The 24,946-nt window shown below is 31.6% G+C and carries 21 protein-coding genes; 4 read left to right on the top strand and 17 right to left on the bottom strand.

The window, feature by feature from the left end; genetic code table 11:
* Positions 1-8: 8 nt before the first annotated feature.
* From rfbD to L3X37_RS00065, 9 genes are read right to left on the bottom strand one after another with little or no spacing between them, the layout of a single operon-like run.
* Positions 9-788 carry a dTDP-4-dehydrorhamnose reductase gene (gene rfbD, locus L3X37_RS00105; protein WP_237238094.1) on the bottom strand — a complete coding sequence of 260 codons (780 nt, stop codon included), beginning with the start codon at positions 786-788 and terminating at the stop codon, positions 9-11.
* Positions 781-1,329, bottom strand: coding sequence for a dTDP-4-dehydrorhamnose 3,5-epimerase (gene rfbC / locus L3X37_RS00100; RefSeq protein WP_237238093.1), 549 nt, complete (start codon positions 1,327-1,329; stop codon positions 781-783). Before rfbC ends, rfbD begins: the two co-directional genes overlap by 8 nt.
* 1 nt (position 1,330) lies before the next feature.
* Complete coding sequence (gene rfbA, locus L3X37_RS00095; RefSeq protein WP_237238092.1) at positions 1,331-2,191, bottom strand: glucose-1-phosphate thymidylyltransferase RfbA; 861 nt, start codon at positions 2,189-2,191, stop codon at positions 1,331-1,333.
* A 53-nt stretch (positions 2,192-2,244) separates the two neighbouring features.
* Positions 2,245-2,601 (bottom strand): four helix bundle protein, encoded by a 357-nt coding sequence (locus L3X37_RS00090; RefSeq protein ID WP_237238091.1) that lies wholly within the window; start codon positions 2,599-2,601, stop codon positions 2,245-2,247.
* A gap of 44 nt (positions 2,602-2,645) precedes the next feature.
* Positions 2,646-3,653, bottom strand: a complete 1,008-nt coding sequence (gene rfbB / locus L3X37_RS00085; RefSeq protein ID WP_237238090.1) for a dTDP-glucose 4,6-dehydratase — start codon at positions 3,651-3,653, stop codon at positions 2,646-2,648.
* Positions 3,654-3,657: 4 nt separating this feature from the next.
* Positions 3,658-4,731, bottom strand: coding sequence for a YveK family protein (locus L3X37_RS00080; RefSeq protein WP_237238089.1), 1,074 nt, complete (start codon positions 4,729-4,731; stop codon positions 3,658-3,660).
* Positions 4,732-4,744: 13 nt separating this feature from the next.
* Positions 4,745-6,424, bottom strand: a complete 1,680-nt coding sequence (locus tag L3X37_RS00075; RefSeq protein ID WP_237238088.1) for a DUF6909 family protein — start codon at positions 6,422-6,424, stop codon at positions 4,745-4,747.
* 37 nt (positions 6,425-6,461) lie between these two features.
* On the bottom strand, positions 6,462-7,955 hold the full coding sequence (locus tag L3X37_RS00070; RefSeq protein ID WP_237238087.1) for a GH3 auxin-responsive promoter family protein: 1,494 nt from the start codon (positions 7,953-7,955) through the stop codon (positions 6,462-6,464).
* Entirely contained in the window at positions 7,956-8,825 is an 870-nt protein-coding gene (locus L3X37_RS00065; protein WP_237238085.1) for a M23 family metallopeptidase, read from the bottom strand.
* Between the two features lie 116 nt (positions 8,826-8,941).
* Between L3X37_RS00065 and L3X37_RS00060 the strand changes: the two genes are divergently transcribed.
* A complete protein-coding gene (locus L3X37_RS00060) occupies positions 8,942-9,127 on the top strand; it encodes a Sec-independent protein translocase subunit TatA/TatB (protein WP_237238084.1) in 186 nt (61 codons plus the stop codon).
* Between the two features lie 72 nt (positions 9,128-9,199).
* On the opposite strand, the gene L3X37_RS00055 is transcribed toward L3X37_RS00060, so the two are convergent.
* From L3X37_RS00055 to L3X37_RS00045, 3 genes are all read right to left on the bottom strand, one after another.
* On the bottom strand, positions 9,200-10,210 hold the full coding sequence (locus L3X37_RS00055; protein ID WP_237238083.1) for a DUF4837 family protein: 1,011 nt from the start codon (positions 10,208-10,210) through the stop codon (positions 9,200-9,202).
* 25 nt (positions 10,211-10,235) lie between these two features.
* Positions 10,236-11,789: a LysM peptidoglycan-binding domain-containing protein gene (locus L3X37_RS00050; RefSeq protein WP_237238082.1), complete on the bottom strand. Its 1,554-nt coding sequence runs from the start codon at positions 11,787-11,789 to the stop codon at positions 10,236-10,238.
* Between the two features lie 192 nt (positions 11,790-11,981).
* Positions 11,982-13,169: a phosphoglycerate kinase gene (locus L3X37_RS00045; protein WP_237238081.1), complete on the bottom strand. Its 1,188-nt coding sequence runs from the start codon at positions 13,167-13,169 to the stop codon at positions 11,982-11,984.
* A 308-nt stretch (positions 13,170-13,477) separates the two neighbouring features.
* Between L3X37_RS00045 and L3X37_RS00040 the strand changes: the two genes are divergently transcribed.
* Positions 13,478-14,632: a DNA polymerase III subunit gene (locus L3X37_RS00040; protein ID WP_237238080.1), complete on the top strand. Its 1,155-nt coding sequence runs from the start codon at positions 13,478-13,480 to the stop codon at positions 14,630-14,632.
* Complete coding sequence (locus tag L3X37_RS00035) at positions 14,632-15,555, top strand: diacylglycerol/lipid kinase family protein (protein ID WP_237238079.1); 924 nt, start codon at positions 14,632-14,634, stop codon at positions 15,553-15,555. The genes L3X37_RS00040 and L3X37_RS00035 overlap by 1 nt, the downstream gene beginning before the upstream one ends.
* A 59-nt stretch (positions 15,556-15,614) precedes the next feature.
* On the opposite strand, the gene L3X37_RS00030 is transcribed toward L3X37_RS00035, so the two are convergent.
* The 5 genes from L3X37_RS00030 to L3X37_RS00010 all read right to left on the bottom strand — a co-directional run bounded on the left by L3X37_RS00030 (position 15,615) and on the right by L3X37_RS00010 (position 23,103).
* Positions 15,615-16,154, bottom strand: coding sequence for an OmpH/Skp family outer membrane protein (locus tag L3X37_RS00030; RefSeq protein ID WP_237238078.1), 540 nt, complete (start codon positions 16,152-16,154; stop codon positions 15,615-15,617).
* Positions 16,155-16,391: 237 nt separating this feature from the next.
* A complete protein-coding gene (locus tag L3X37_RS00025; protein WP_237238077.1) occupies positions 16,392-17,267 on the bottom strand; it encodes a class I SAM-dependent methyltransferase in 876 nt (291 codons plus the stop codon).
* An 80-nt stretch (positions 17,268-17,347) separates the two neighbouring features.
* Positions 17,348-19,219, bottom strand: a complete 1,872-nt coding sequence (gene mnmG / locus L3X37_RS00020) for a tRNA uridine-5-carboxymethylaminomethyl(34) synthesis enzyme MnmG (protein ID WP_237238074.1) — start codon at positions 19,217-19,219, stop codon at positions 17,348-17,350.
* An 82-nt stretch (positions 19,220-19,301) separates the two neighbouring features.
* The gene (ybeY, locus tag L3X37_RS00015) at positions 19,302-19,712 is read right to left on the bottom strand and encodes an rRNA maturation RNase YbeY (RefSeq protein ID WP_237238072.1); all 411 of its coding nucleotides are present in this window, start codon (positions 19,710-19,712) and stop codon (positions 19,302-19,304) included.
* Complete coding sequence (locus tag L3X37_RS00010; RefSeq protein ID WP_237238070.1) at positions 19,705-23,103, bottom strand: coiled-coil domain-containing protein; 3,399 nt, start codon at positions 23,101-23,103, stop codon at positions 19,705-19,707. The genes ybeY and L3X37_RS00010 overlap by 8 nt, the downstream gene beginning before the upstream one ends.
* Before the next feature lie 99 nt (positions 23,104-23,202).
* Between L3X37_RS00010 and gltX the strand changes: the two genes are divergently transcribed.
* Complete coding sequence (gene gltX / locus L3X37_RS00005) at positions 23,203-24,720, top strand: glutamate--tRNA ligase (protein ID WP_237238068.1); 1,518 nt, start codon at positions 23,203-23,205, stop codon at positions 24,718-24,720.
* Positions 24,721-24,946 lie beyond the last annotated feature (226 nt).

The raw sequence follows: 24,946 nt of genomic DNA, 5'->3' as shown, positions 1-24,946 counted from the left end.
TTAAATTTTTATAACAAAATGCTGTTTTTAGGTCTAATTGCAAAAGTACGATAATTCTTTGCCTTGGCAAGTTTTATGTGCTCATAAGAATGCTCTTTTAAAATTTGGTTAGCAAACTCATACCAGGTCATTATTTTATCATCAGAAAAATGTCTAATTCCATAATGATTAGGCCTATTTATAATTAACTCTATTAAATACTCTGCTAAGCTTTCTGTGCTTGTAGGAGACCCTTTTTGCTCATCAGTTACAAAAATTGCTTCGCTAGCTTTAGCTTTTTCTAGAATGGTTTTATAAAAATTATTTCCGTATTTATTGCTATACAACCACGAGGTTCTTATTATAAAATACTCCTTTAAAATGTCTTGAATATATTGCTCTCCTAATAGTTTCGATTTTCCATATTCGTTAATAGGGTTTGGTTTGTCTTTAATTGTATAGGGTTCTTTTTTCTCGCCATCAAAAACATAATCTGTTGAAATATGAATTAACACAGTATCTGTTTGTTTGCAAGCCTCAGCTAAATATTTTACACCTTCTGCGTTTACTTTATAGGCTATTTCTGGAGTTTTTTCAGCTTGTTCCACATTGGTGTAAGCTGCACAATTTATACAATAATCGAATTTGTTATTTTTAAAAAACTGTTTTAAACCTACTTCTTTTGTAATATCCAGTGTTGCTTTAGTGACAAAGGTGAATTCAAGGTTTACTTCGTTTTTAGAGAACAACTCATTAATGGTTTTTCCTAATTGACCATTTGCTCCAGTTACTAAAACTCTTTTATTCATTTAAATAAGCCCTTAGCGTTGGTAGTCTTTTATCTTTTTCTGAAAGGATTAAGTCTTCCTCTGGAAAACCCCAATCAATATCTAATGCTTTATCATTATATATAATACCTCTTTCCGAATGTTTATTGTAATAATTATCACATTTATAAGAGAAAATAGTGTCATTTTCTAACACCAAAAAACCATGAGCGAAACCTTTAGGAATATAAAGTTGTTTATGCTCAACAGCATCTAAAATTAAAGAGAAATGTTTACCAAATGTTGGCGATTTCTTTCTTAAATCAACACAAACGTCCAAAACTTTACCTTGTATTACTCTTACTAGTTTTGCTTGAGAAAACGTTCCTACTTGGAAATGCAATCCTCTTAAAACACCTTTTGAGGATTGCGATTGGTTATCTTGAATAAAATTGGCAACTATTCCTGTTTTAGTTTCAAATTGAGCTTTGTTAAAGCTTTCAAAAAAATAGCCTCTATTGTCTTTAATTACATTTGGTATAATTACAAAACAATCTTTTAAATTTGTCTCTTCAACTGTCATATTATTCTATTAGTTGTTGAAGGTATTCGCCGTAACCGCTTTTAAGTAATGGTTGTGCTAATTTTTTTAATTGAATAGCATCTATGTATCCCATTTTATAAGCCACTTCTTCTATACATCCTATTTTTTGTCCTTGTCGCTCTTCAATAACTTGCACAAATTGAGAAGCCTGCATTAGTGATGTAAAAGTACCTGTATCTAACCAAGCAGTACCCTTATCTAATATTTGAACGTTTAGCGTACCTTTAGTTAAATATGCTTTATTAATATCTGTAATTTCTAATTCTCCACGATCACTAGGTTTTATTGTTTTAGCTATTTGAACAACAGTATTATCATAAAAATATATACCTGGAACAGCAAAGTTAGATTTTGGGTTTTTAGGTTTTTCTTCAATAGAAATAGCTTTGTTTTGTTTGTTAAACTCAACTACACCATAGCGCTGAGGGTCGTTAACATGGTATGCAAAAATAACACCTCCGCTTGGATTGATATTGTTTTGTAAAGTTTCTTTTAAACCAGATCCGTAAAAAATATTATCTCCTAAAATAAGCGCTATTTTATCGTTTTCTATAAATTCTTCACCAATAATAAAAGCTTCAGCTAAACCATTTGGTTGCTCTTGTATGGCGTACTTAAAACTACAACCATAATCGCTTCCATCACCTAATAGTTCTTTAAATTTTGGTGTGTCTTTTGAGGTTGAAATAATTAAAACCTCTTGTATTCCAGCAGACATTAAAGTGGTAAGCGGGTAATAAATCATAGGCTTATCATAAATAGGCATAAGTTGCTTGCTAACCACCTTGGTAAGCGGATGTAAACGTGTACCTGAGCCTCCTGCCAATATAATGCCTTTCATAAACTTATAGTTATACGGTTAAATAGGTTATAAGAAGTTATACGGAACAACATTTATTTTAAACTTTTTATAAGATTTGCCAGCATTTTTCTAATAAAATAAATACTCTTATTTATCTCCTCTATTTCTTCAATATAGTTTAATCTGTAAGCTATTTCTAATTGAGTTTCAATTTCTGAAAGAGATCCTAAAGCTATATACAGAAACCTTATAAATTCTTTCTCGCCTCTTCTTCCTGCTCCTTCAGCAATATTTGATGGTATGGAAACAGAAGCTCTTCGTAATTGCGATGTTAATCCATACGTTTCATGATAAGGAAATTTTTCAGAAAGTTTATATATTGTTAAAACCAGCGACATTGATTCTTGCCACACTTTTAAATCTTTATGCGATTTTATTTCTTTTAACATCTATAACTTCTTAACCTTTTTAACTTCTTAACCTTTTTAACTTCTTAACCTTTATCTTTTTCAATATACCAATTAATGGTTTTTATTATGCCTGTTTCAAAATTTTCTTGTGCTCGCCAACCTAGTTCTCTTTCAATTTTTGTGGCATCAATGGCGTATCTGTAATCATGTCCTGGTCTATCGGTAACAAAAGTGATTTGGGTTTTATATGATTTGGGTTTGGGTTTTATATCATCTAAAATTTCACAGATTCTATTTGCAATATATAAATTATTGCGTTCATTCTTTCCTCCAATGTTATAGGTTTCTCCAGAAATACCGTTATTAAAAACCAAGTCTATACCTATGCAATGATCTTTAACATATAACCAATCTCTAATGTTTTTTCCATCACCATAAATAGGAATATTTTCTCCAGAAAGCGCTTTTCTAATTATCGTTGGAATAAGTTTTTCATCATGTTGATTTGGACCATAATTGTTTGAACAATTTGTGGTTACTACATTCATTCCGTATGTATGATGATAACTTCGAACAATAAAATCTGATGATGCTTTTGAAGCACTATATGGACTGTTTGGCGCATAAGGTGTTTGCTCTGTAAACAAACCTTGATTACCTAAAGTGCCGTAAACCTCATCAGTAGAAATATGATGGAATCTTGAATTTATATGCTCTTTTTTTGGCGAATTTGGAGCTTCCATCCAATGGTTTTTAGCTACGTCTATCAAATTAAAGGTTCCTACAACATTTGTATTAATAAAAGCTGTTGGACTATTAATAGAATTATCTACATGCGACTCTGCTGCAAAATGGATAACGCCATTAAAGTCGTATTTAGCAAATAATCTTTCCATTAAACTTCTATTGCAAATGTCTCCTTTAATAAATGTATAACGGTTATTGTTTTCAACTTCAGCTAAATTTGATAGGTTAGCCGCATAAGTTAGTTTATCTATGTTTACTATTTTAACATGCTGGTTGCTTTTTAAATAACAAGGAATAAAGTTAGACCCAATAAACCCAGCACCGCCTGTTATTAAAATAGTCATTTATTTATATTTTTTCTTTAAAGCGTTCTAAAAATTTAATAAAGTCTAACCCTAAAAGAATTAATAATAAAACTAAGGTTAATACAATTGCATAAAACACTTTAGAATTTAATGACTTTCCAAATATTTCTATTCTGTTATCAATTGAGCCACTATCTTGTTTGCTTGAAAGCACTTCAATAATTTCTTCTTTATCGGCTATCGCTCTATCTATATTAACAACTCTTTCTCTTAATTCTATAACCTTATTGTACAACTCAAACTCTTTGGTTGTACTTCCTGTATTTTTACCATCAATAGTTATTTTTGTTTGAAGATCATTATTGTTTTCAGCAGACTTTACAATGGCTTTTTGATATACAGATAACAACGTATCTGATTTATTTAACGACTCATTAATAGCCTGTTTTTCGTTTTTTAATTCTATTAAATCCTTAGTTTGCTCTCTTTTAAAATATTTGTTAGTTTTAATATTGTCTATAATTCTATCAAAAACTGTCTTAAAATTATCTCTTTCTTTCGATTTGATTGTTATTTGCTGATATTTATGTGTATGATCTTTTGAGTTTTTTATATACATTTTATAATCTATTGTTGAAGCCAGTGTTGAATCTAACTCTTTTAAATATTTATCGTAGCTTTTTAATTTATCATTTTCACTTACAATTGATTCAACTTCAAACTCTAGAATTGATGAAACGTTTAAGTTTTTAATATCAAGAACTCCTTTTAAAGTACTCGAATCTCTTTGTTTTACTAAATCATTGTAATATGCAATAGAATTATATAAATTCTCTCCTGTTGGATAATTTTGTTTAACTGTTATATAAGATTTATAAACAGGCTCAGATGTTTTTTCCAACAATATGCCTAGTGCAATTCCAATTATTCCTGCAATCACGAACTTTATAAAGTGCTTTTTTAGGAAAAAAACCATCCAGACAAAAGCTAAAAAAAGATTGTTTAATATGTTACCTATAAACTTAAAAAAACGTTCAAAAGCATTTCCTATAAGCTTAAATAATTGTCCTAAATCGACTTCTTCTGATTGCTGTGGTGGTGGCAAATCTTTACTCATAATTATAATGGTGTTAATTAAATAGTTGTTCTAATATTTTTCTTGTAATTAAATAAGTTGGTTTTACTCCCGTTGTTCCCAATCCTCCAGATGCTAAAGTGCTACCCGTTTCTAAAGGGTTATCACTAGCGTAATACGCATAACGTACTTTTACATTGGGGTTTATACTGTTTCTTACTTTTGATGCCGCTTGAATGGCTTTTTGGTAATGCGCGCCTTCCATTTCTAAACCTATAACACGCCATGTTGAATTATAAAAGAATTTTAAAATATCTTTGTTTTGTAATGATGTGCCTAAAACAGTAATCATTGAGCCTTCGCAAACGTTAATATCACTATCTTTAAAATCATCTTTTTTTAATTCATTTGTAAACGGATAGTTGTCTGCTGTTCCTTCAAAAATATGGGCGGTTGGAATCATAATATCACCTTTTCCTCCTTCTAAAATCCCTGCTTTACCCATTATAGATATGGAGTCTACATTTAAATGAATATTTTCTCCTTTTACTTTATAGGGTTTTAATAATTCGTCAATAGTTTCGTAGGCTTGCTCACCAAAAGCATAATCCATTACTAACACCACTGGCTTTTTTGATTTTGATAAAGATTCGTTTGTTTTAAAATCAATCTTAGAGATATCCATTTTAGCAGTATCAAAAATTTGAACATCTATATTGGTGCCCGATGTATCTTCAATATAAATCATCCCATTAAGCAACGCTTCTTTGGTTACTTTATTTCGAAGGTTTTCATTATCTTTTTGGCTTAAAGCTTCATAAACCTCAAAAATATCTTTTTTAGATTTTAACGCATTTGGTGCAAAAAGCGTATTCATTACACTGTGCATATTGGCACTAATAATATGTATTGGTCTTTCTAATAAATTGTTTTTGTGTAAAATTTCTTTAATAGTATTTGCCCAAATTTCGCCATGTATATGATGTCCTAATCGTTCTCTAAGTACCGGACTAAAAGCAACTGTTCGCTTATTATTATTTATTTGTTCCTCAATAGCCAACTTACCCAACCAATATACTATATGTAACAAACGTTCTGGTTGCTTTGTTGTTGCAAATTTAGAATATACACTTGTTAACTCATTAAAAGTGCGACCTAAAATATTAGCTGTGTGCGTTATAGCTATTTCTCGTTCTTGTTGTGTTAGTTTTTTTGTCGATAAAACTGCCTTTTCAAGCTTAACCCAATCTCTTGTTGTGTTTCCAATGTCATCAATTAAAACACGGTTACTTATTTTGTGCGATTCTACAAAAAGAAACGTAAGATGTGTTAATATGTCATAGATTTCTGAGCGCCCTCTGGTTATCTCAATATTCATTTGCTCATCATCTATTCTATAACAGTTACGTCGTCTTTTTGGTGGAATTATAGGTTTAAAATGAGAATTTGCATAGCCTTCATCACTTGTTAAATTAATAAAAGTGCATTCTTCAATGCCAATTGGCAACCTGTCAATTACATATAGCAAGCCTTCTAACTCTGCTTTTTCTTCTCCAATAGAACCATAAATTTCTGGTCGTAATAACAACAATGATTGCCTTAATGTTTCGCCCGAAACACCCATAGGTTTATAAAACCCTCTGTTAAACAAATGGCGCATAGTAATGTACATTCTCTCAATAGCATTCGAGCTTTCTTGAGCTCTCGTTCTTTCATGATGTTTCTTATTACTCATACATTTTTTAATTCATGCAAAGATAGTATTATTTGCCTTAATTAAGCTGCGATAAATCCTTGACAATTTTTCTGTCATTGGATAAACGAGGGATTTTATTTTGCCCTCCTAATTTCCCGACAGACTTCATATATGCTTGAAACCCGCCTTTTTTTACTTTAGTAATTTTAAGCGGTTGCAACACTTTACCTTCTATTAAATCGAAATAATAACTATTTTGATTTTGAAGCGATTCGTCTATTTTTTTCGCTAAAGCGGAAAGATTTTCTGGCTCATTTTCAAACTCTACAAACCACTCATGATATGGCAAACCTTCTTTAGGGTTTATTTGAGGAGCAACTGTAAACTCTGAAACTCTAACCTCAGTATTTATAGTTGCCTCTTTTATAGCTTGCTCTACTTCTTTACCAATTACGTGCTCGCCAAAAGCAGAAATAAAGTGTTTTATTCTCCCTGAAACGATTACGCGGTACGGTTTGGTTGATGTAAACTCAACTGTATCTCCAATATTATAAGCCCAAAGCCCTGCATTAGTAGAAATTATCATGGCATAATTAACGCCTACCTCAACATCTGCAATGGTAATGCGCTTTGCATTTTCGTTAAAAAAATCGTCAGCTTTAATAAACTCATAAAAAATACCCGAGTTTAATTGAAGTAACATTCCTTTTTCGTTCTGTTTATCTTGAAATGCAAAAAAGCCTTCGCTTGCAGGATACAATTCTATGCTATCTACTTGACGACCGATAAGGTTTTCAAATTTAGCACGATACGGTTCATAATTAACACCGCCAAAAATAAAAAGATTAAAGTTTTTAAAAATCTCTCCAACCTGTTTTCCTGATTTTTGTTGTAGTTTTTCAAAATACATTTGTACCCAAGACGGAATACCAGATATAACCGTCATGTTTTCTGTTAGTGTTTCCTCAACAATAGCATCAACTTTTGTTTCCCAATCTTCAATACAATTTGTTTTAAAAGAAGGCATCCTGTTTTTTTGAAGATATTTTGGCACATAATGCGCAACAATTCCTGAAAGCCTCCCTAATTGAATCCCGTTTTGTTCTTTTAAAATTGGGCTTCCTTGTAAAAAAATCATTTTTCCATCAACAAATTTTGCATTTCCTGTTTCGTTTATATACATTAAAATTGCATTTCTTGCAGCATCAACATGAGTAGGCATACTTTCTTTTGTAATAGGAATGTATTTTGAACCAGATGTTGTACCCGAAGTTTTTGCAAAATATAGCGGTTTATCTGGCCAAAGTATATTTTCTTCACCAGCAACTACTTTGTCTACATAAGGCTTTAAAGCTTCGTAATCTCTAACAGGAACACGTTTTGCAAAATCTGAATGGTTATTTATGCTTACAAAGTCATGGTCTTTACCAAAAATTGTTTCGGTCGCTTTACTTATTAACTCTTGAAAAACTAAATCTTGTGTTTCAATAGGTTTATTTGCCCATTTTTTAATTCGCTTAAATGTGCGTTTTGCTAAAGATTTAGCTATAGTTGGTTTTATTGATAGCATTTATTTGAAATCTATAAAATTTGTAGGGTTTATTGGGTAGCCGTCGTTCCAAAGCTCGAAATGCAAATGAGGTCCTGTAGAGAGTTCTCCAGAATCTCCTGCAGTAGCTATTACTTCGCCTGCTTTTACTAAATCGCCTTGTGTTTTTGTTAAAGCACCGTTGTGTTTGTACACCGATATTAAACCATAACTATGCTCTATAATTATAACATGCCCAGTACTTGGTGTCCATTCAGCAAAAATGACTATACCATCTGCTGTAGATTTTATCGGAGCGCCTTTAGCAACAACAATATCTACTGCATAATGTTTTTCTTTTAAATTATAGGGCTCACTAATAGAGCCATTAACTGGAGGGAATAACACAAAATTAGTTTTAGATGTAGCAGATTCAAATAAACTATATTTATCTTCTTTATCAACCTTTTCGCGTAACAAAGAGTCTAGTGCATTCGGGTTTAAATCTATTTCGCTATCTTCAAGTCTAGCAGCTTCGATTATAGAATCTTTATTAAAATCTATTGCACTAACATCGCCTTGTAATACTTTTTTAATAGATGTGTAATACCGCTCGTTCATAGAAATAACCTGTTGTAACGAGTCGGTTTTATAATTAAGCTCAATAGCTTTCTTTTTTAAAGCCGTAGAAGAATACCCTGGAATATATTCTCTAAGTGATGTAAAAGCAATTAAAGCATACGTTGCGCTTATTAAAATAATAATAGATATTGATGCTAACACAAAAACGTTTAAGCGTGTTAACTTAAAAGACAAGCGCTCCTCAAAAGTGTTTTCATTTAAAATAACTAAGCGATACTTATCAAGAAGTTTTCGCTTTATTTTTTTTGAATCTTTTTTCTCTTCCTTCATCTTAAAACAAAAATATATAAAATTATTGCAAGAGATATCCCTCTTTGCGCTAAAATTAGCTTTTAAACGCTATTATTAAACTTTAATTATTAACTTTGTTTTTTAAATTTAAAGTTATGAGTTTATATCTATTACCATTAGCCATAGGTCCAATGCAAATAACATTGATTGTTGTTGCTGTTTTATTATTGTTTGGAGGAAAAAAAATACCTGAACTAATGCGAGGGCTTGGTAGCGGTATTAAAGAGTTTAAAGACGCCAGTAAAGAAGATGAGGGAAATAAAGAAGATAAAAAAGAATAGGACTTTATTTTTTTAAAGTAAAAACCAGCGTAATTAGCTGGTTTTTTTATCTGTTTATTGAATAACGTATGGCTACTTTATTTTGATAGATTTTATAATGGCCTCCAGCTCGAACATATAATTTCTTTTTTCTATTGATGGTGCAAACACAAAACCTTCTGCAATAACCCATCTGTTGTTTATTTTATCTTCTATAGCATAATTTATAAATGGTCCTGCCATAAGGGTGCCTTCTTTTAGGTCCCAAATACCTTTAGTCTCGAAAGCTGGTTTATTATCAATAATCGTTTCAGAATTAAATGGTGTGTATGCATCTTCTGTGGCCATATAAGAACCTTCAATAGTGCCATGAATAAATTTTTTGCCAATAGAGTCTCTCATTTTAATAACCTGTGTAACAAGAGTCGAGTCTCTATTAATAGCACTTAATGGAACTTGGTACAAAAGTATATTTAAGTCTCCCGAAACATTTGAGCTTGCTTTAAAGTCTTTTTTAATCCAAAAAAACTTTTCGTCTTTTCTAGCGGTTGTTTTTACAATTCTGTAAGCTGTTTGAAATTTAATATTTAAGCCTAAGTTTTCCTCTATAACTTTGGCGTTATAAAGCGATTTGCTTATACGTCGTTGTTGTTCTCTAAGCTCTTCGTTTTTAAATTCTTGTAATATTTTTTCAGAATTATCTTTAATTAACTTAATAACATCTGCTTTAGTTTTTCCTGAAACAACAATTACTTTTTGTGGTTTTGCATATACATTTTGAGTAACTTTAAACCCTGTTTCTTTACCTAATTCTATCTTTAAAATAGATCTGTTTCTTGTAATAAAATCAGAAAACACCTTAGTAGGTATTTGGTTTATACTAAACATAGGCTCGTCTTGTGGCAAACCATAAATGGGGGTTAATAACACATTTCTAATAGATTCTCCAACGCTACCATTCCATAACTCGTTGCTAACTACAACAGATATGTGATTTACATTCCCAGAAGAATCGAAAAGTATTCTGTCGTTTGAAGATGTTTTGTCTCCGCAAGAAACAAATAGCACAATTGCCAGTGTTGATAAAAGAAAATTACGCATCATTACATTTTGGTTTTTTAGGAACTACTTATCCTTTCGATATTTTAAGAGTCATTCCTGGTTTTAATTTACTACCACTAATACCGTTCCAATCTTTAATATTTTGAACAGAAACTCCAGAAAATTTTTGTGCTATACTCCAAAGTGAGTCTCCGTTTTTAACAATATAGGTCACAACATTGCCTGAAATGGGCTTCGTTTTTGTTGTTTTTTGGGTTGAAGAGGCACTTGCAATATAGGGTTTTCGTGGGTAAACTGTTAATCGCTGACCAATTTTTAGGTTATTACTCCTTAATCCATTCCATTGTTTTAATTGGCTAACTCTTACACCATATTTTCTGGCTATTTTTCCCAGATAATCTCCAGATTTAACCCGATAGCGTATTTTATCGTTAGCATTAAAAAATTGTGGTAATGGTTTTTCGCGTTTTGCAAACTCTTCTTTTACAAAAGCATAAATTTTTTCTTCGTTATTTACAAAAGTCCCAACAACATCTCTAGGCAATCGCAATACATAGTTTTCTTTTTCTATATAAGGTATAATGTCTAATTTATACGAAGGGTTTAAAAACTGAAGTTCTTCAATAGGTGTTCCTGTAACCTCTGAAACCTGATCGAGTGTTATCATGTGTTTTACTCTAACAGTATCGGTTTCAATTAGTGTAAATTGTGGTTTAAGCTTTTTAAAACCAAGTTCTTCTGCGTATTCAAAAATATACATGTTAGCTAAAAAAGCAGGCAAATAACCTGCGGTTTCGCGTGGTAAATTATGCCTAATGTTCCAATAATTTTGGTAGCCGCCAGATCGCCTTATGGCTTTGGTAACATTTCCTGGTCCAGAGTTATAAGCCGCTAAAGCTAAATCCCAATCGCCAAAAATCTTATATAGTCGTGCTAAATATTTTGCGGCTGCTTCGGTAGATTTTATAGGATCGCTACGCTCATCAACATAGCTGCTTACATCTAAACCATGTTCTTTACCGGTTCCGAACATAAACTGCCATAATCCTGTTGCGCCCACTCTAGATTTTGCTCTAGGCTTTAATGCCGATTCTACAATGGCTAAGTATTTTATTTCTAATGGAATGTTGTGATTGTCTAATTCGCGCTCAAACATAGGAAAGTAAAACTCACTTAAAGTCATTAACTTTTGCAAATGCTTTCTGCGTCGTTTTAAATATGATTTTATAACACTTTCTAATGCAGGATTGTATTCTACATTAAATGGTGTTTTGGCATCTAGCTCTTTTAGCCGTTTTTTTAATGTATCTGTAGGCAGCTCTGGGTAATCAACAGGCTCATAAGTAAGCTCTGTAACCGATTTGTAAATGGTATCAAACAGATTATTACTGTATAATTCTTCCAGCCATTTTTCATCTATTTTTGCAGCAAGTTCTAAATCTTCAAGTTTTTTAACAGCAGTAGTATCTTTTTCCGCTTCAATCTTTTTTATAACAAGGTTATTTCCGTCAATTATTGAATCTTTAATAGATTTTTTTTGAAGTAAAGTAGAGTCTTGCGTTTGTGAAAAACAAACACTAAGGTTAAAAAGAAAGCATATTATAAAAAATCGAAAAGCCATATAATCTATTCAGTATTATTGAACGATTGTATGGCTAAAATCGTATTTTTTGCTGTAATTAGAAAATAAATTCACTTTATTATCTCAACAAACACATCAAATATCTCTATTTTTTTTGACACTAATTTCAAATCACTAAAATTCATCATTCGTACTAATTAGTGAAGTTAGTGTCTGTCTTTTTTTAAACTACTACTCTAAAATAGCGGCAATTCCTGGAAGTGTTTTTCCTTCTAAGCTTTCTAACATCGCACCACCACCTGTACTTACGTAACTTACTTTATCTTCAAAACCAAATTGTTTAACTGCTGCAACAGAATCGCCACCACCAACTAATGAAAAAGCACCATTTTTAGTAGCTTCAGCAATCGAGTTTCCTAATTCTATGGTTCCGTTTGCAAAACTTTCCATTTCAAAAACCCCTAATGGCCCGTTCCAAAGAATCGTTTTTGATTGCATTACCACATCATGAAATTGGGCTCTAGATTTTGGTCCAGCATCAACACCTTCCCAACCATCAGGAATTTCGTTAATATCTAAAATTTGTGTATTAGCATTATTACTAAAATCGTCTGCAGCAACCGTGTCAACAGGAATATGCACTTGCACATTTTTTGCTTTAGCTTGTTCTAATATTTCAAGCGCTAAAGGCATTTTATCGTCTTCGCAAATTGAATTCCCAATTTTTCCGCCTTGTGCTTTTACAAATGTAAATGCCATACCTCCACCAATAATTAAATGGTCTACTTTATCTAAAATATTTTCGATAATGGTGATTTTTGAAGATACTTTAGCGCCACCTAGTATTGCTAAAACAGGTTTTTCTCCTGTTTCCATAACTTTATTGATACTTTCAATTTCTTGAGCTAATAAGTTTCCGAAGCATTTTTTACCTTCAAAAAACTGAGCCACTATGGTTGTAGAGGCATGTGCTCTATGCGCTGTGCCAAAGGCGTCATTAACGTAAATGTCTCCTAATTTTGATAGTTTTTTAGCAAAATCTTTATCTCCAGCTGTTTCCTCTTTATAGAAACGTAGGTTTTCTAATAATAAAATTTCACCTGGTTGTAAATTAGCTGCTGCCGCTTCGACATCATCGCCTATACAATCTGCAACAGTTTTTACTTCTACACCTAAAATATCTTCAACTTTAGATGCGATATGCTTTAATGAAAATTCATCTTGAAACCCTTTTGGACGCCCTAAATGCGACATTAAAATACAGCTTCCACCATCTTCTAAAATTTTTATAATAGTTGGTTTTGCAGATACAATTCTTGTGGCATCAGTTACTTCAAAATTTTCATTTAAAGGCACATTAAAATCTACACGGATTAAGGCCTTTTTATTTTCGAAATTGAAATCGTTTAGCTTTTTCATTATATGTCTATGTTTTTGTTTCTTAGTTAATTTAACCACAAATGTAACTAATTATACAACCATTTAAAATGTGTTTTTTAACGAAAACGATGTAGCTTAAAAGAAATATTTAATTAGCAATTTATATGTGCCCCATATAGAAGTCATCTTGACTTTTTTTGAAAAAAAGATATCGCCCTTCGACTGCGCTCATAAGAAACTCAAGCTCGACCCTTGTGGTAACCTGACTGGCAGCAGGCAGGCGCCCAAATAAAAATCTATAAAAGTTAGGTACTTAGCATCTGATAAAAATTATGTAGGTTTGCGCTATGCTTTTTGAAGATATATTAGGGCAAGAACATATAAAAAAACACCTTACACAAAGTGTGGATAATGGTAGAATACCGCATGCGCAATTATTTGTAGGGAATGAGGGTTCTGGAACTTTGCCTATGGCATTGGCTTATGCTCAATATATTTTATGCTCGAATTCTGACGGAGAAAATAATACGGGAAACGAAGTTTGTAACCTGAAATTTAAAAACTTTTCGCATCCTGATTTACATTTTGCATTTCCGGTAACTACGAGCAATAAAGTAAAAAGCAAACCCGTTTCTAGTTTTTATCTGGAAGAATGGCGACAGCTTTTAAATGAACAGCCTTACGGCAACCTTTTTGACTGGTACAAATTACTTGGAGTTGATAACAAACAAGGACAAATTGGAGTTGATGAAGCACACGAGATTGTAAAATCGCTTACACTAAAATCTTACGAAGGTGGTTATAAAGTGATGCTGATTTGGATGGCTGAAAAAATGAATTCTGCCTGTGCCAACAAGCTTTTAAAATTAATTGAAGAACCACCAAATAAAACTATTTTTTTATTGATTGCTGAAGATGAGGAACAGATTATTAATACCATTCGATCGCGCTGCCAAATATTACATTTTCCGCCTTTAGCTGAAGAGGTTATTAAAAATGCTTTAGTAAAACAGTATAATATAGATATTGGTGTGGCTACAAAAATTGCCCACCAGTCTAACGGGAATTATAACAAAGCTTGCGATTTAGTATATCAAGATTCTGAAGATATTCAATTTGAAACTTGGTTCGTTTTCTGGATTAGAAGTGCTTTTAAAGCTAAAGGCAACAAAGCAGCTATTCATGATTTAATTTCTTGGAGTGAAGACATTGCAAAAACAGGACGAGAAAACCAAAAACAGTTTCTAAACTTTTGCTTAGACTTTTTTCGTCAAGCTTTACTAGTAAATTATAATGCTTCAGATTTGGTTTATCTTGAGCCTAAAACCGAAAGCTTTAAGCTTGAAAACTTTGCGCCTTTTGTTCACGGAAATAATATTTTAGATATTAGCAACGAACTGCAAGATGCTATTTACCATATTGAACGCAATGGGAATTCTAAAATTATTTTAACGGATTTGTCTATTAAATTAACGCACTTACTTCATAAAAAAGCTGAGTAATGGATACTGCTTCCAAATCTTGGTTTGTAATTATTAACCCTACTTCTGGGAATGGTTCCGGCAAGAAAAATTGGCCAAAAATTAAATCCCTTTTAGAGAAGCATGAATTTATTTTTGAACATGTTCTTACAACCTATTCAAAACATAGTATTAAACTTGTTCATCAAGCTATTAAACAGAATTTTAAAAATATAATTTCAGTTGGTGGTGATGGTACTTTACATAACATAGTTAATGGAATTATGACTCAAAATAATGTTCCTACATCTAAAATTAATGTTGGTGTAATCCCCATTGGTACTGGAAACGATTGGGTAAAAACACATAAAATTCCAAAAAATATTGATTCAGCAATTCAACTTATTAAAAACAAAAAAATAGCACATCAAGATATTGGTAAAATTGAGTTTTTAAATCAGACAAAAACTCCCGTTTACTTTAATAATTTAGCTGGTATTGGTTTTGATGGATATGTAGTAAGTAAAGTTAATAAACATAAGTATATTGGAGCTTTAGCCTATTTGTATGGAACTTTAATTAGTTTGTTTTTCTTTAAGAATTTTGAATCTAAAGTGTCGTCAAATTCAGAAACCATTTCTGGAAAAACACTTATGGTTTTGGTTGGTGTTTGTAAATATTCTGGTGGAGGCATGCAGCTTACAGATTCGCCAAACCCCTTTGATGGTTATTTTGATATTAGTATTGCTAAAAATCTTAGCAAATTAGATGTTATAAAAAATGTAAGTAAATTGTTTAATGGAAAAATATCTAATCATAAAAAAATACAAACGTTTAAATCTAAACACATAAAAGTTGAAATTAATCAAGATGAATTTCCGTTTATTCAAGCAGACGGAGAGCTAATTGGTACTGGAAATATTAAAATAACACTTATACCAAAGGCTTTTTCGCTTTATTGTTAAAACAAAAAAGTTCACTAAACTTAAATTTAGTGAACTTTATCGTGTTATTTATTTTTTAATTAATCCTTTTTATCAGCTTCTTTATTTTTCGCTTTATTATCATTTAAAGCATCTAAAATGGTTTGTGTTAAGTCGTTTTCTTCTTTGCCATACATAATTGTTGATACTGCATCAGTAGTTCCTATAATATATGTATAATTGTTTTTTTGTCCGTAATCTTCAACAAAATCTTTTACTTTAACAATTAAAGAGTCCATTTCTGCTTGATAAGCTTGTTGAAATTGTTGAGCATCAATTTGTTTTTGTTGATCCAGCATCTGTTTCTTCTGTCCTAGCTCTTGATATTTTTGTTGCGCTTTTGTTTGAGACATTCTTTTAGCACCTGTTTGAAATTTTTCAACTTCAACTTGAAACGCTTGGTCGATACTATCGAATTTTTTTGTAAATGTTTCTTGCCTAACTTTAAATTTTGCTTCAAGATCTTTCTTTTCATTAAAATCATTTATAAGCGTTGCGTTATTTACATATCCTATTTTTTCTTGTTTTTGACAAGACGATAAAACAATCATAGCTAATACTACGTAAATTATATTTTTCATGGTTTTGGTTTTTTTGTTTTTTTAATCCGCACAAATGTAATAAAGTAGGTTATATTTTTAAGTAGATTTATTTTGAATTTAACACATAAAGAAATCTTATAACGAATCCGTTTTTTAATAATTAATTTCTATTAAAAACAAATGTGTTTAAAGCGTTTTAAGACCGTTTTAAAAACTCGACTGGTATTTGCACGTTTATTAAGTTAAAGAAAGCTATAGCTATGAAAAAATGAATTTTTAACTGTTTTTAATGATGTAAATTAAAGATGAAGCTTCTTTTGAATAAATTGCTTTTATATTTGAAAGCAAACCAATCCAAATACCCTTAATAGGATTCATTTTTCCAGATTTATATTTTTCTGAAAGCATGCTCACATAAAATGAATCAAACCACATAGGTTTTACTTTTTCAACTTTAAAAGATTGTTTTGAAACTAATTTTGAAATAGATGCTTGATTAAAATGCCAAAGGTGTCTTGGCACATCATAAGCTGCCCAAAACTGTTTATAATATTTTGCATCATAACTTTTATAATTTGGCACAGCAATAATTAGAGCTCCATTTGGTTTTAAAAGCTTTTTAAAAATGGAAACATGATCTTCCAAATTTGGTAAATGCTCCAATACATGCCAAAGCGTAATGACATCAAAACTATTGGCATCAAATATTAAAAGCTTATCTGTTTCAAAAACCGAATTATTAGTTTTTTTATTAGCAATTTCTCTAGCTTGATTGTTTGGCTCAATTCCTGAGACTTGCCAATTATTCTTTTTTGCAATTTCTAAAAAATCGCCTGTACCACATCCAACATCTAAAAGGGTTTTTTCTTCTAAGGTTTTACATTGAGATTCTCGAAAAGCAAATGCATTAATTAAGTTTAATTTCTTTTTTAGTGAAATACTTCTAACTAAATGATATGCTTTTTCGAATAGATTTCTTTTAGAATCTGTATGCGAAATGTAGTCTTCACTTATATAATATTCAGGTAATTTATCTAAAGATGGTTGGGGTGTGGTTTCTAAAAAATCGTATTCTGAATTTGGGATTAATTCAAACCTCTCTCCTGAAACGGAGTGGTCTTTTACATTTAAAAAAATAAATTTTTTATCCATTTGAAATAGATTCTAAAACAGGTTCAGAATAACAAAAAAAGAAAATTAAAAGACGACGTTCCACGTGGAACGTCAAACAATTATCGACCCATATAAACCAATAAAACTGAAATATCATTAGGCGACACCCCACTAATTCTTGAGGCTTGAGACACTGTTGTTGGTTGTATTTTTTTTAATTTCTCACGCGCTTCAAAACTCATAGATTTAATTTGAGAATAGTCAAAGTGCTCTGGTATTTTCACATACTCTAGCCTACTTAATTTATCTGCATTGTTTTTTTCCTTGGCAATATAGCCAGCGTATTTAACTTGAATTTCGGCCTGCTCAATCACTTCCCCATCTAAATTATTATCTTGAATATATGCCTCAACACTTTTAACTTTTCTAATATCTTCCATCTCAATATTTGGTCTGGCAAATACTTTAAACAACTTCCCAGATTGTTTTACAGCTGATGAATTTTTGTTTTCTAAAATAGGATTTATCTCTTCTGGTTTTACACTTTGTGATTCAAAAAAGTTTACAAATTTTTCTGCTGCTTCGTGCTTTTCTTCCATCCTTTTTAAACGCTTTTCTGAAGCTAAACCTAATTCAAACCCCTTAGGCGTTAATCTTAAATCTGCATTATCTTGACGTAATAAAGTTCTATATTCTGCTCTTGATGTGAACATTCTATAAGGTTCTTCTGTGCCTTTTGTAATTAAATCGTCTATTAAAACGCCTATATAAGCCTCATCTCTTTTTAGGGTAAAAGATTCTTTTTCTCGAACTTTTAAACTTGCATTTATACCTGCCATTAAACCCTGTGATGCTGCCTCTTCATAGCCCGTAGTGCCATTAATCTGACCTGCAAAATATAAACCTTCAACTAACTTGGTTTCTAATGTGTGCTTTAATTGCGTTGGTGGAAAATAATCATATTCTATAGCGTATCCTGGTCTAAAGAATTTTACATTCTCAAAACCAACTACAGAACTTAATGCTTTAAATTGAACATCTTCTGGAAGCGATGTCGAAAACCCATTTACATAAACTTCACAGGTATTCCAACCCTCGGGTTCAATAAATAATTGGTGCCTGTCTTTGTCGGCAAAACGATTAATCTTATCTTCAATTGATGGGCAATATCTTGGGCCTAAACTTTTAATCCTGCCATTAAACATTGGCGACCTTTCAAAGCCTTCACGAAGCAAATCGTGAACCTCAGGACTTGTATAAGTCATATGACAAGATCGCTGGTTTTCTAACGGTTTTGTAATGTCTAAATAAGAGAATTTCTCAGGATTGTTGTCTCCAGGTTGCTCAATCATTTTAGAATAATCTAAACTTCTGCCATCAACTCTTGGAGGTGTTCCTGTTTTCATTCTACCAGAATCAAAACCCAAAGCAACTAGTTGTTCTGTGATTCCTGTTGCAGCTCTTTCACCTGCTCTTCCTCCTCCAAAGTTTTTATCACCTATATGTATTAATCCATTTAAAAAAGTGCCGTTAGTAAGTACTACAGATTTTGCTTTTATTTCAATTCCTAAAGATGTTTTTACACCTACTACTTTATTCCTTTCTATAATCAAACCCGAAACCATTTCCTGATAAAAATCTAGATTAGGTGTGCTTTCTAAAAGCAATCTCCAGTCTTCTGCAAAACGCATCCTGTCGCTTTGAACTCTCGGGCTCCACATAGCAGGTCCTTTAGATTTGTTAAGCATTTTAAACTGTATAGCCGAAGTATCTGAAACTATACCACTGTAACCACCAAGCGCATCAATCTCACGCACAATTTGTCCTTTAGCAATACCTCCCATAGCAGGATTACAAGACATTTGAGCAATGTTTTGTAAATTCATGGTAACCAATAGGGTTTTACTTCCCATATTAGCAGCAGCAGCAGCAGCTTCACTTCCTGCGTGACCTGCTCCAACCACTATTACATCATATACTTCGTTGAACATAAATTAATAATTTATCCATAGTGTTCCACGTGGAACATACGTGATAATTTTGGTTTGCAAATATACACTGATTTCTTGAATTTTAACCTAGCTGCTTTAAGTAGTGATTTTCTTTGTTTCGCATCAATTTTATTTCATCCTTGGTTTTATCTTTATAGCCACAGTAATGTAAAATACCATGTATGATAACGCGATGTAATTCTTCTTCGAAAGAAACCTTAAAATCTTTAGCGTTTTCTAATACTCTTTCGGTAGAAATAAAGATATCACCTTGTATTATTTTTCCTATAGAATAATCAAAGCTAATAATATCAGTTAATGTGTTATGATTTAAAAACTCGACATTTAATTTGTGTAAATAAGCATCATTACAAAACACATAGTTAACCTCTTCTACTTTAAATCCTTCTGAAGAAATAACTTTTAAAACCCAAGAAGAAATTTCTTCTTCATTATCCAATAAAAAATCGGTTTCGTAATTAAAACTAATCATTTGTTTTCTTAAAATACTCTTGTACTTTCTTTCTATAAACTTGACGCAAAGGTAAGGTTTGTCTGTTCAATATTTCTGTAGTATTAAAATATTGCTTTATAGAAGGAATTTGATGGTTTGTGTTATTTATAAAATCATTCTTGTTTGTTTCTGATTTGCGCTTATTGTCTTCTCCTTGTTGAAACGTAGCATTCTCCATTTTTAATAATTGATGCTTTAATGCCATCATTTTTTGAAGCGTTTGATTTGTAAAACCTTTGTTTAGTAAATCCAATTCAATCTCTTCCATTTTTTTCAACAACTTATCGCCATTTCCTTTAGTTCCTTTTCCTTCTTTGTCTAAACGTTTCTCTAAGGCTTGTCTTAATTCTTGTTGCTGTTGATAAATCTCGTAAAGCATACCATTTAAATCTTCACTTTCTCCTTCACCTTCACCAGAACTTTGTTTGCCATTGTTTCCTTTACTTTCCTTATCACCTTCTTTATCCTTTTCTCCATTTTTACCTCCTTCTCCCTCTTTAGGTTTTTTACCTTCGCCTTTTTTTAGGCCTTCTTCCATCATTTTATTAAGTTCTTCTTGACTCATAATAATATCTGGTAATTGCATTTCGCCTTGTCCGCCTTTACCTTGAGACATACTCATATTTTCCTGCATATTATCTAAAACGTCGCTTAAAAAATTGGCTAAATTATTAGCTGCAGTAATAGCAAATTGTTGATTAGAAACGCCTTGATATAATTGATTTTCGGCCAATAGGCTAAGTGATTTATCAATATTATAAAACACTTCTGTAATCTCTTTATTTACCGTTTCAGATAGTTTTGGTTGACGTAAGGACAAAGCAAACAAGCTATCATCGATATGCTCGAAATGCTCTTTTAAGTTATGCTGTTTTCTTAAAAAAGAAGCATACTTATTATGATTGATTTCAATGGCTTTAAATTGATTCATCAATGCTTCTTGGTCAAAAGAAAATAAAACTAAATTATCAAGTATTTGACGAAGCATTTCAGCGTCTTCTTGCATTTGATTGGAGTCTCCTCCTCCCATTGAGCTTTTCATTTTATCGCTCATTTCCATCATTTTTTTTGCAGCTTTCTTTTGGCTTTTTTTAGCGTTTTGTTTAGTCTCTGCTTTTGGTTTGTCTGATTCATTTTCTTGTTTTTCTGAAGTATTTTCCTCTTTGCTTTTCTCTAATTCCTCAGAGGCATTTTGTTGCTCTTTTTCAACTTCATTTTCATCTAATTTATCTCGAGGTATTTTAAATGATTTTTTTAATTCCTTACTGTCTTTTTCGAGTTGCTCTATGTCCTTTTTAAAGTCTTGAAACTTATTATTTAAATCGTCTTGTTTTTCTTTTGTATTGTTTTGATCTTTTTCGTTAGATAATTTTTCTTGATCTATTGCCAACTTCATTAAATCTTCTTTTAGCTTTTCAAGCTTCTTTTCAACATAAAATCGTTTAGTTAGCTCAATGAGTTGTTGTAAACTTCTTTTTTTATTCTTGTTTTGCTTTGCTAATTCCTCTAATTTTTGAGTTAAATCTTCTTTATTAATTTTTTCTTGAAGCTTTTTTAATTCCTCTAAAAGCTTTTCGTCTTTTTTTAGCTGCTCTTCGTTTTCTTCTAATCGCTTTTTTAAATCTTCTTTAAAAGCATCTTCTTTTTTATTTTCCTTTTGAAAATCTTCTAAATTCTCTTGTAGTTTTTTGTTGAAATTTTTCATCATTTCGTCTTGTTGTTCCTGACGCTTTAAAAATGATTCTAATTTCTTTTTATCATTAAAGTTTAAATTAAATTTCTCTTTTTGGGTTTTAGATAATTCTTCAAGCTTTTTATCTTGTTCTTCAAATTTTTCTAAAGCTTTATTTAAGTCTTTTATGGTTTCGCTCTGCTCTTCAAGCTTCTTTTTTTCTTCTTCTTCTTGGGTCCGTTTTCTGTACGTAAACACATTGCTTTTGGTACGCTTATATTTATTAACCGCATCATTGTCAAATACCTGAAAATACAACTCGTAAGCAATACCCGCCTCAATGTCTAAGTTGTTTGGGAATGCTGCAATAAATTCGTCAATATTACCTTTTGAAATTGGAATGTTTACAGTACGCTTTTTAGACACTTCATTTACAGGATGATACACCATTTCTAGCTTGCTAAAGCCGTAATCGTCGCTTACCTGACCATAGAAATAAAGCGTTTGTAAATCTACGCTGTCTATTTCTGTTTTTAAATTTAGTTCAGGATATTCATCTTTAACCACATCAATTTTAAAAGCTAAATTTTCGTGGTTTTTAAGATTGGCGTTACTTGTGCTTAAACTATAGTCGAAATTATTATAAAGACGTTTAGATAACTTAAAACTATTGGCACTATCTGAAGAAAAACGCAGTGTATCGTATGCAAATAAATGCACATCGTCTGTAGCTTTTGTTTTAAGCTTCCAGGTAATATTAGTACCCTCGGGAACAATAGCGTTTCCTGTGCTTTTTAAAATATCATTTCTCTTTTTGGTATGATTAGGGTAGTCTAATACCACCTCAAAACTCAATAAAGAGGGTGTTTCAATAACGCTAATTTTATACGGTTTTGATATTACATTGTTTGCGGTTAATTGAAATTCTATATCTGATCTTGGTTGAGAAAACACATACTCAAACTCACCAATGTCTTTTTGATTTAAAAAATAGGTTTCATTGTTGTAAATAATTTGTGCGCTTTCTGGAATAACATCACCAGCTGTTTTAACCTGTAGTTTAAAGTCTTTGTTTTCAATAGCTTGCAAGTTGTTATTAACCACAAAAAATTCAAAAGGAGCAGGAGGTTCGTAAGCTGTTTTATAATTTGTTATACGATCGTAACTGGTTGTAAACCAATTTGATTTGCCTGATAAAAAACTAATTAAAAGGATTAAAACAGGAATTGCAGCATATTTTAAATAGCTAATATTCTGTTTAAAATTAACAGCCAATTTAAAAGGAACAGGTTTTAATTCAATCGATTTTTGCTCGATACTCGCTAACAACAATTCAGATTGCGATTGGTCTTGTTTCAACTGAAGCACGTTCAGTAATTTATCGCTAACCTCAGGAAAGTGTTGTCCAATTATTTTTGAGGCATCAATATCGTTTAAGCCTTTTTTAAGCCTAAACAATTTTGCCAATGGGAAAGCAATAAATTTAGCTAGCAAAACAACTTCAACAAGTATAAACAACCAAAATAAAATGGTTCTTGCTAAAGGGTTTAACCACAAAATATGCTCAATAAATAATGTAAACAATAAATAAAGCAACCCTATTGCAAAAAACAAAATAGAACCTTTTATTAGCTCGTTGGTGTAATACCTACTAACAAATTGCTTTAACTTAGTTTGTATGTTTTTAAAATTGTTCAATTATGGTATTTAAGGCTTATAACTTACTAAACTACAATTTTATTTTTATAAGGTTTATAATTAAGTGTTAATTGTATCTTTGCCACAAAATTACAAAACATGACTAAAAACGTTCGTGTGCGTTTTGCACCAAGTCCTACAGGCCCTTTACATATTGGTGGCGTTCGTACAGCGCTATTTAATTATTTATTTGCTAAAAAGCATAACGGCACCTTTATTTTAAGAATTGAAGACACCGACCAAAACCGTTATGTTGAAGGTGCAGAACAATATATTATTGATGCTTTAAATTGGTGTGGCATGCCTACTGATGAAAGCCCTGTGAATGCTGGTAAGTATGGTCCTTACAGACAAAGCGAACGCAAACACTTATACAAACAATACGCAGATAAATTAATTGCTTCAGGCAACGCATATTACGCTTTTGATACTGCTGAAACTTTAGATTTTCATAGAAAAGATCACGAAGCTAAAGGCAAAACCTTTATTTATAATTGGCATAATCGCGAAAAAGGTCGTTTAGTAAACTCTTTGATTTTGTCTCCAGAAGAAACTCAAGCAAAGCTTGATGCTGGTGAAAATTATGTGATTCGGTTTAAATCATCACAAGACGAAACGTTGCATTTAAAAGATATGATTCGTGGCGACATAAAAATTGACACCAATATTTTAGATGATAAAGTGCTGTTTAAAAGTGATGGTATGCCAACCTACCATTTAGCAAATATTGTAGACGACCATTTAATGGAAATCTCACATGTTATTCGTGGTGAAGAATGGTTGCCTAGCTTAGCATTGCACTATCAATTATACCAAGCATTGGGTTGGGAAGCTCCAGAATTTGCTCATTTACCGCTTATTTTAAAACCAACAGGAAAAGGAAAATTAAGTAAACGTGATGGCGATAAATTAGGCTTTCCTGTATTTCCTTTAAAGTGGACAGATCCTAAAACGGGTGATATTTCTAGCGGCTATAAAGAAGATGGTTATTTCCCTGAAGCCATGGTTAATTTTTTAGCATTTTTAGGTTGGAATCCAGGAACTGAACAAGAAATTTTTAATCTTGAAGAATTGATTGCTGCTTTCGATTTAAATAAAGTAAACAAATCTGGTGCCCGTTTTGACCCCGATAAAATAAAGTGGTTTAATCATCATTATATGCAAGAGCAGAGTAATGATGAGTTAGCTAAAGCTTTTAAAAATAGCCAAAACGAATTAGTCGAAATAGATGCTAATTACATCTCAATGGTTATTGGTTTAATAAAAGAACGCGCCACTTTTGTTTCAGATTTTTGGGCGTTGAGTCACTTCTTTTTTACTACACCAACTTCTTATGATGAAAAAGCATCGAAAAAGGCGTTTAAAGAAGATACAAAGAGCATTTTAGAAGAGGTCGCTTCAATTATAAATACTATTGAAGATTTTACTGTAGAAAACCTTCAAACTAAAATTAAAGGCTGGATAACTTCTAAAGAAATAGGTTTTGGAAAAGTTATGATGCCATTACGTTTAGCTCTAGTTGGTGATTTACAAGGTCCAGATGTGTTTGATATTATGTTTATGATTGGGAAAACGGAAGCAGTTAAGCGTGTTGAGAAAGTGATTAACTTGTTATAAACTGCTACATCGTTGCTTGAAGCCAAAATCTTGATTTTGTCAGAAAAAAACCATAACTTCGTTTAACAATCGATAAATTTCATTGAAACGGAAACTTATCTTTGCAACTAACGTCAAATATTAAGTACTGATATTTAGTGTTTTACTAAATCCGACGTCTTCAGGTTTAATCTCAAATTTAGCAATATTTTTCTTGATTCTGTTGACTAATTTTAATTTTCTCTTT

Source organism: Wocania arenilitoris, from assembly GCF_021728535.1.
GTDB lineage: Bacteria > Bacteroidota > Bacteroidia > Flavobacteriales > Flavobacteriaceae > Wocania_A > Wocania_A arenilitoris.
The sequence above is the reverse complement of the archived record's forward strand: the minus strand, read 5'-3'. Positions and strand labels throughout refer to the sequence as shown.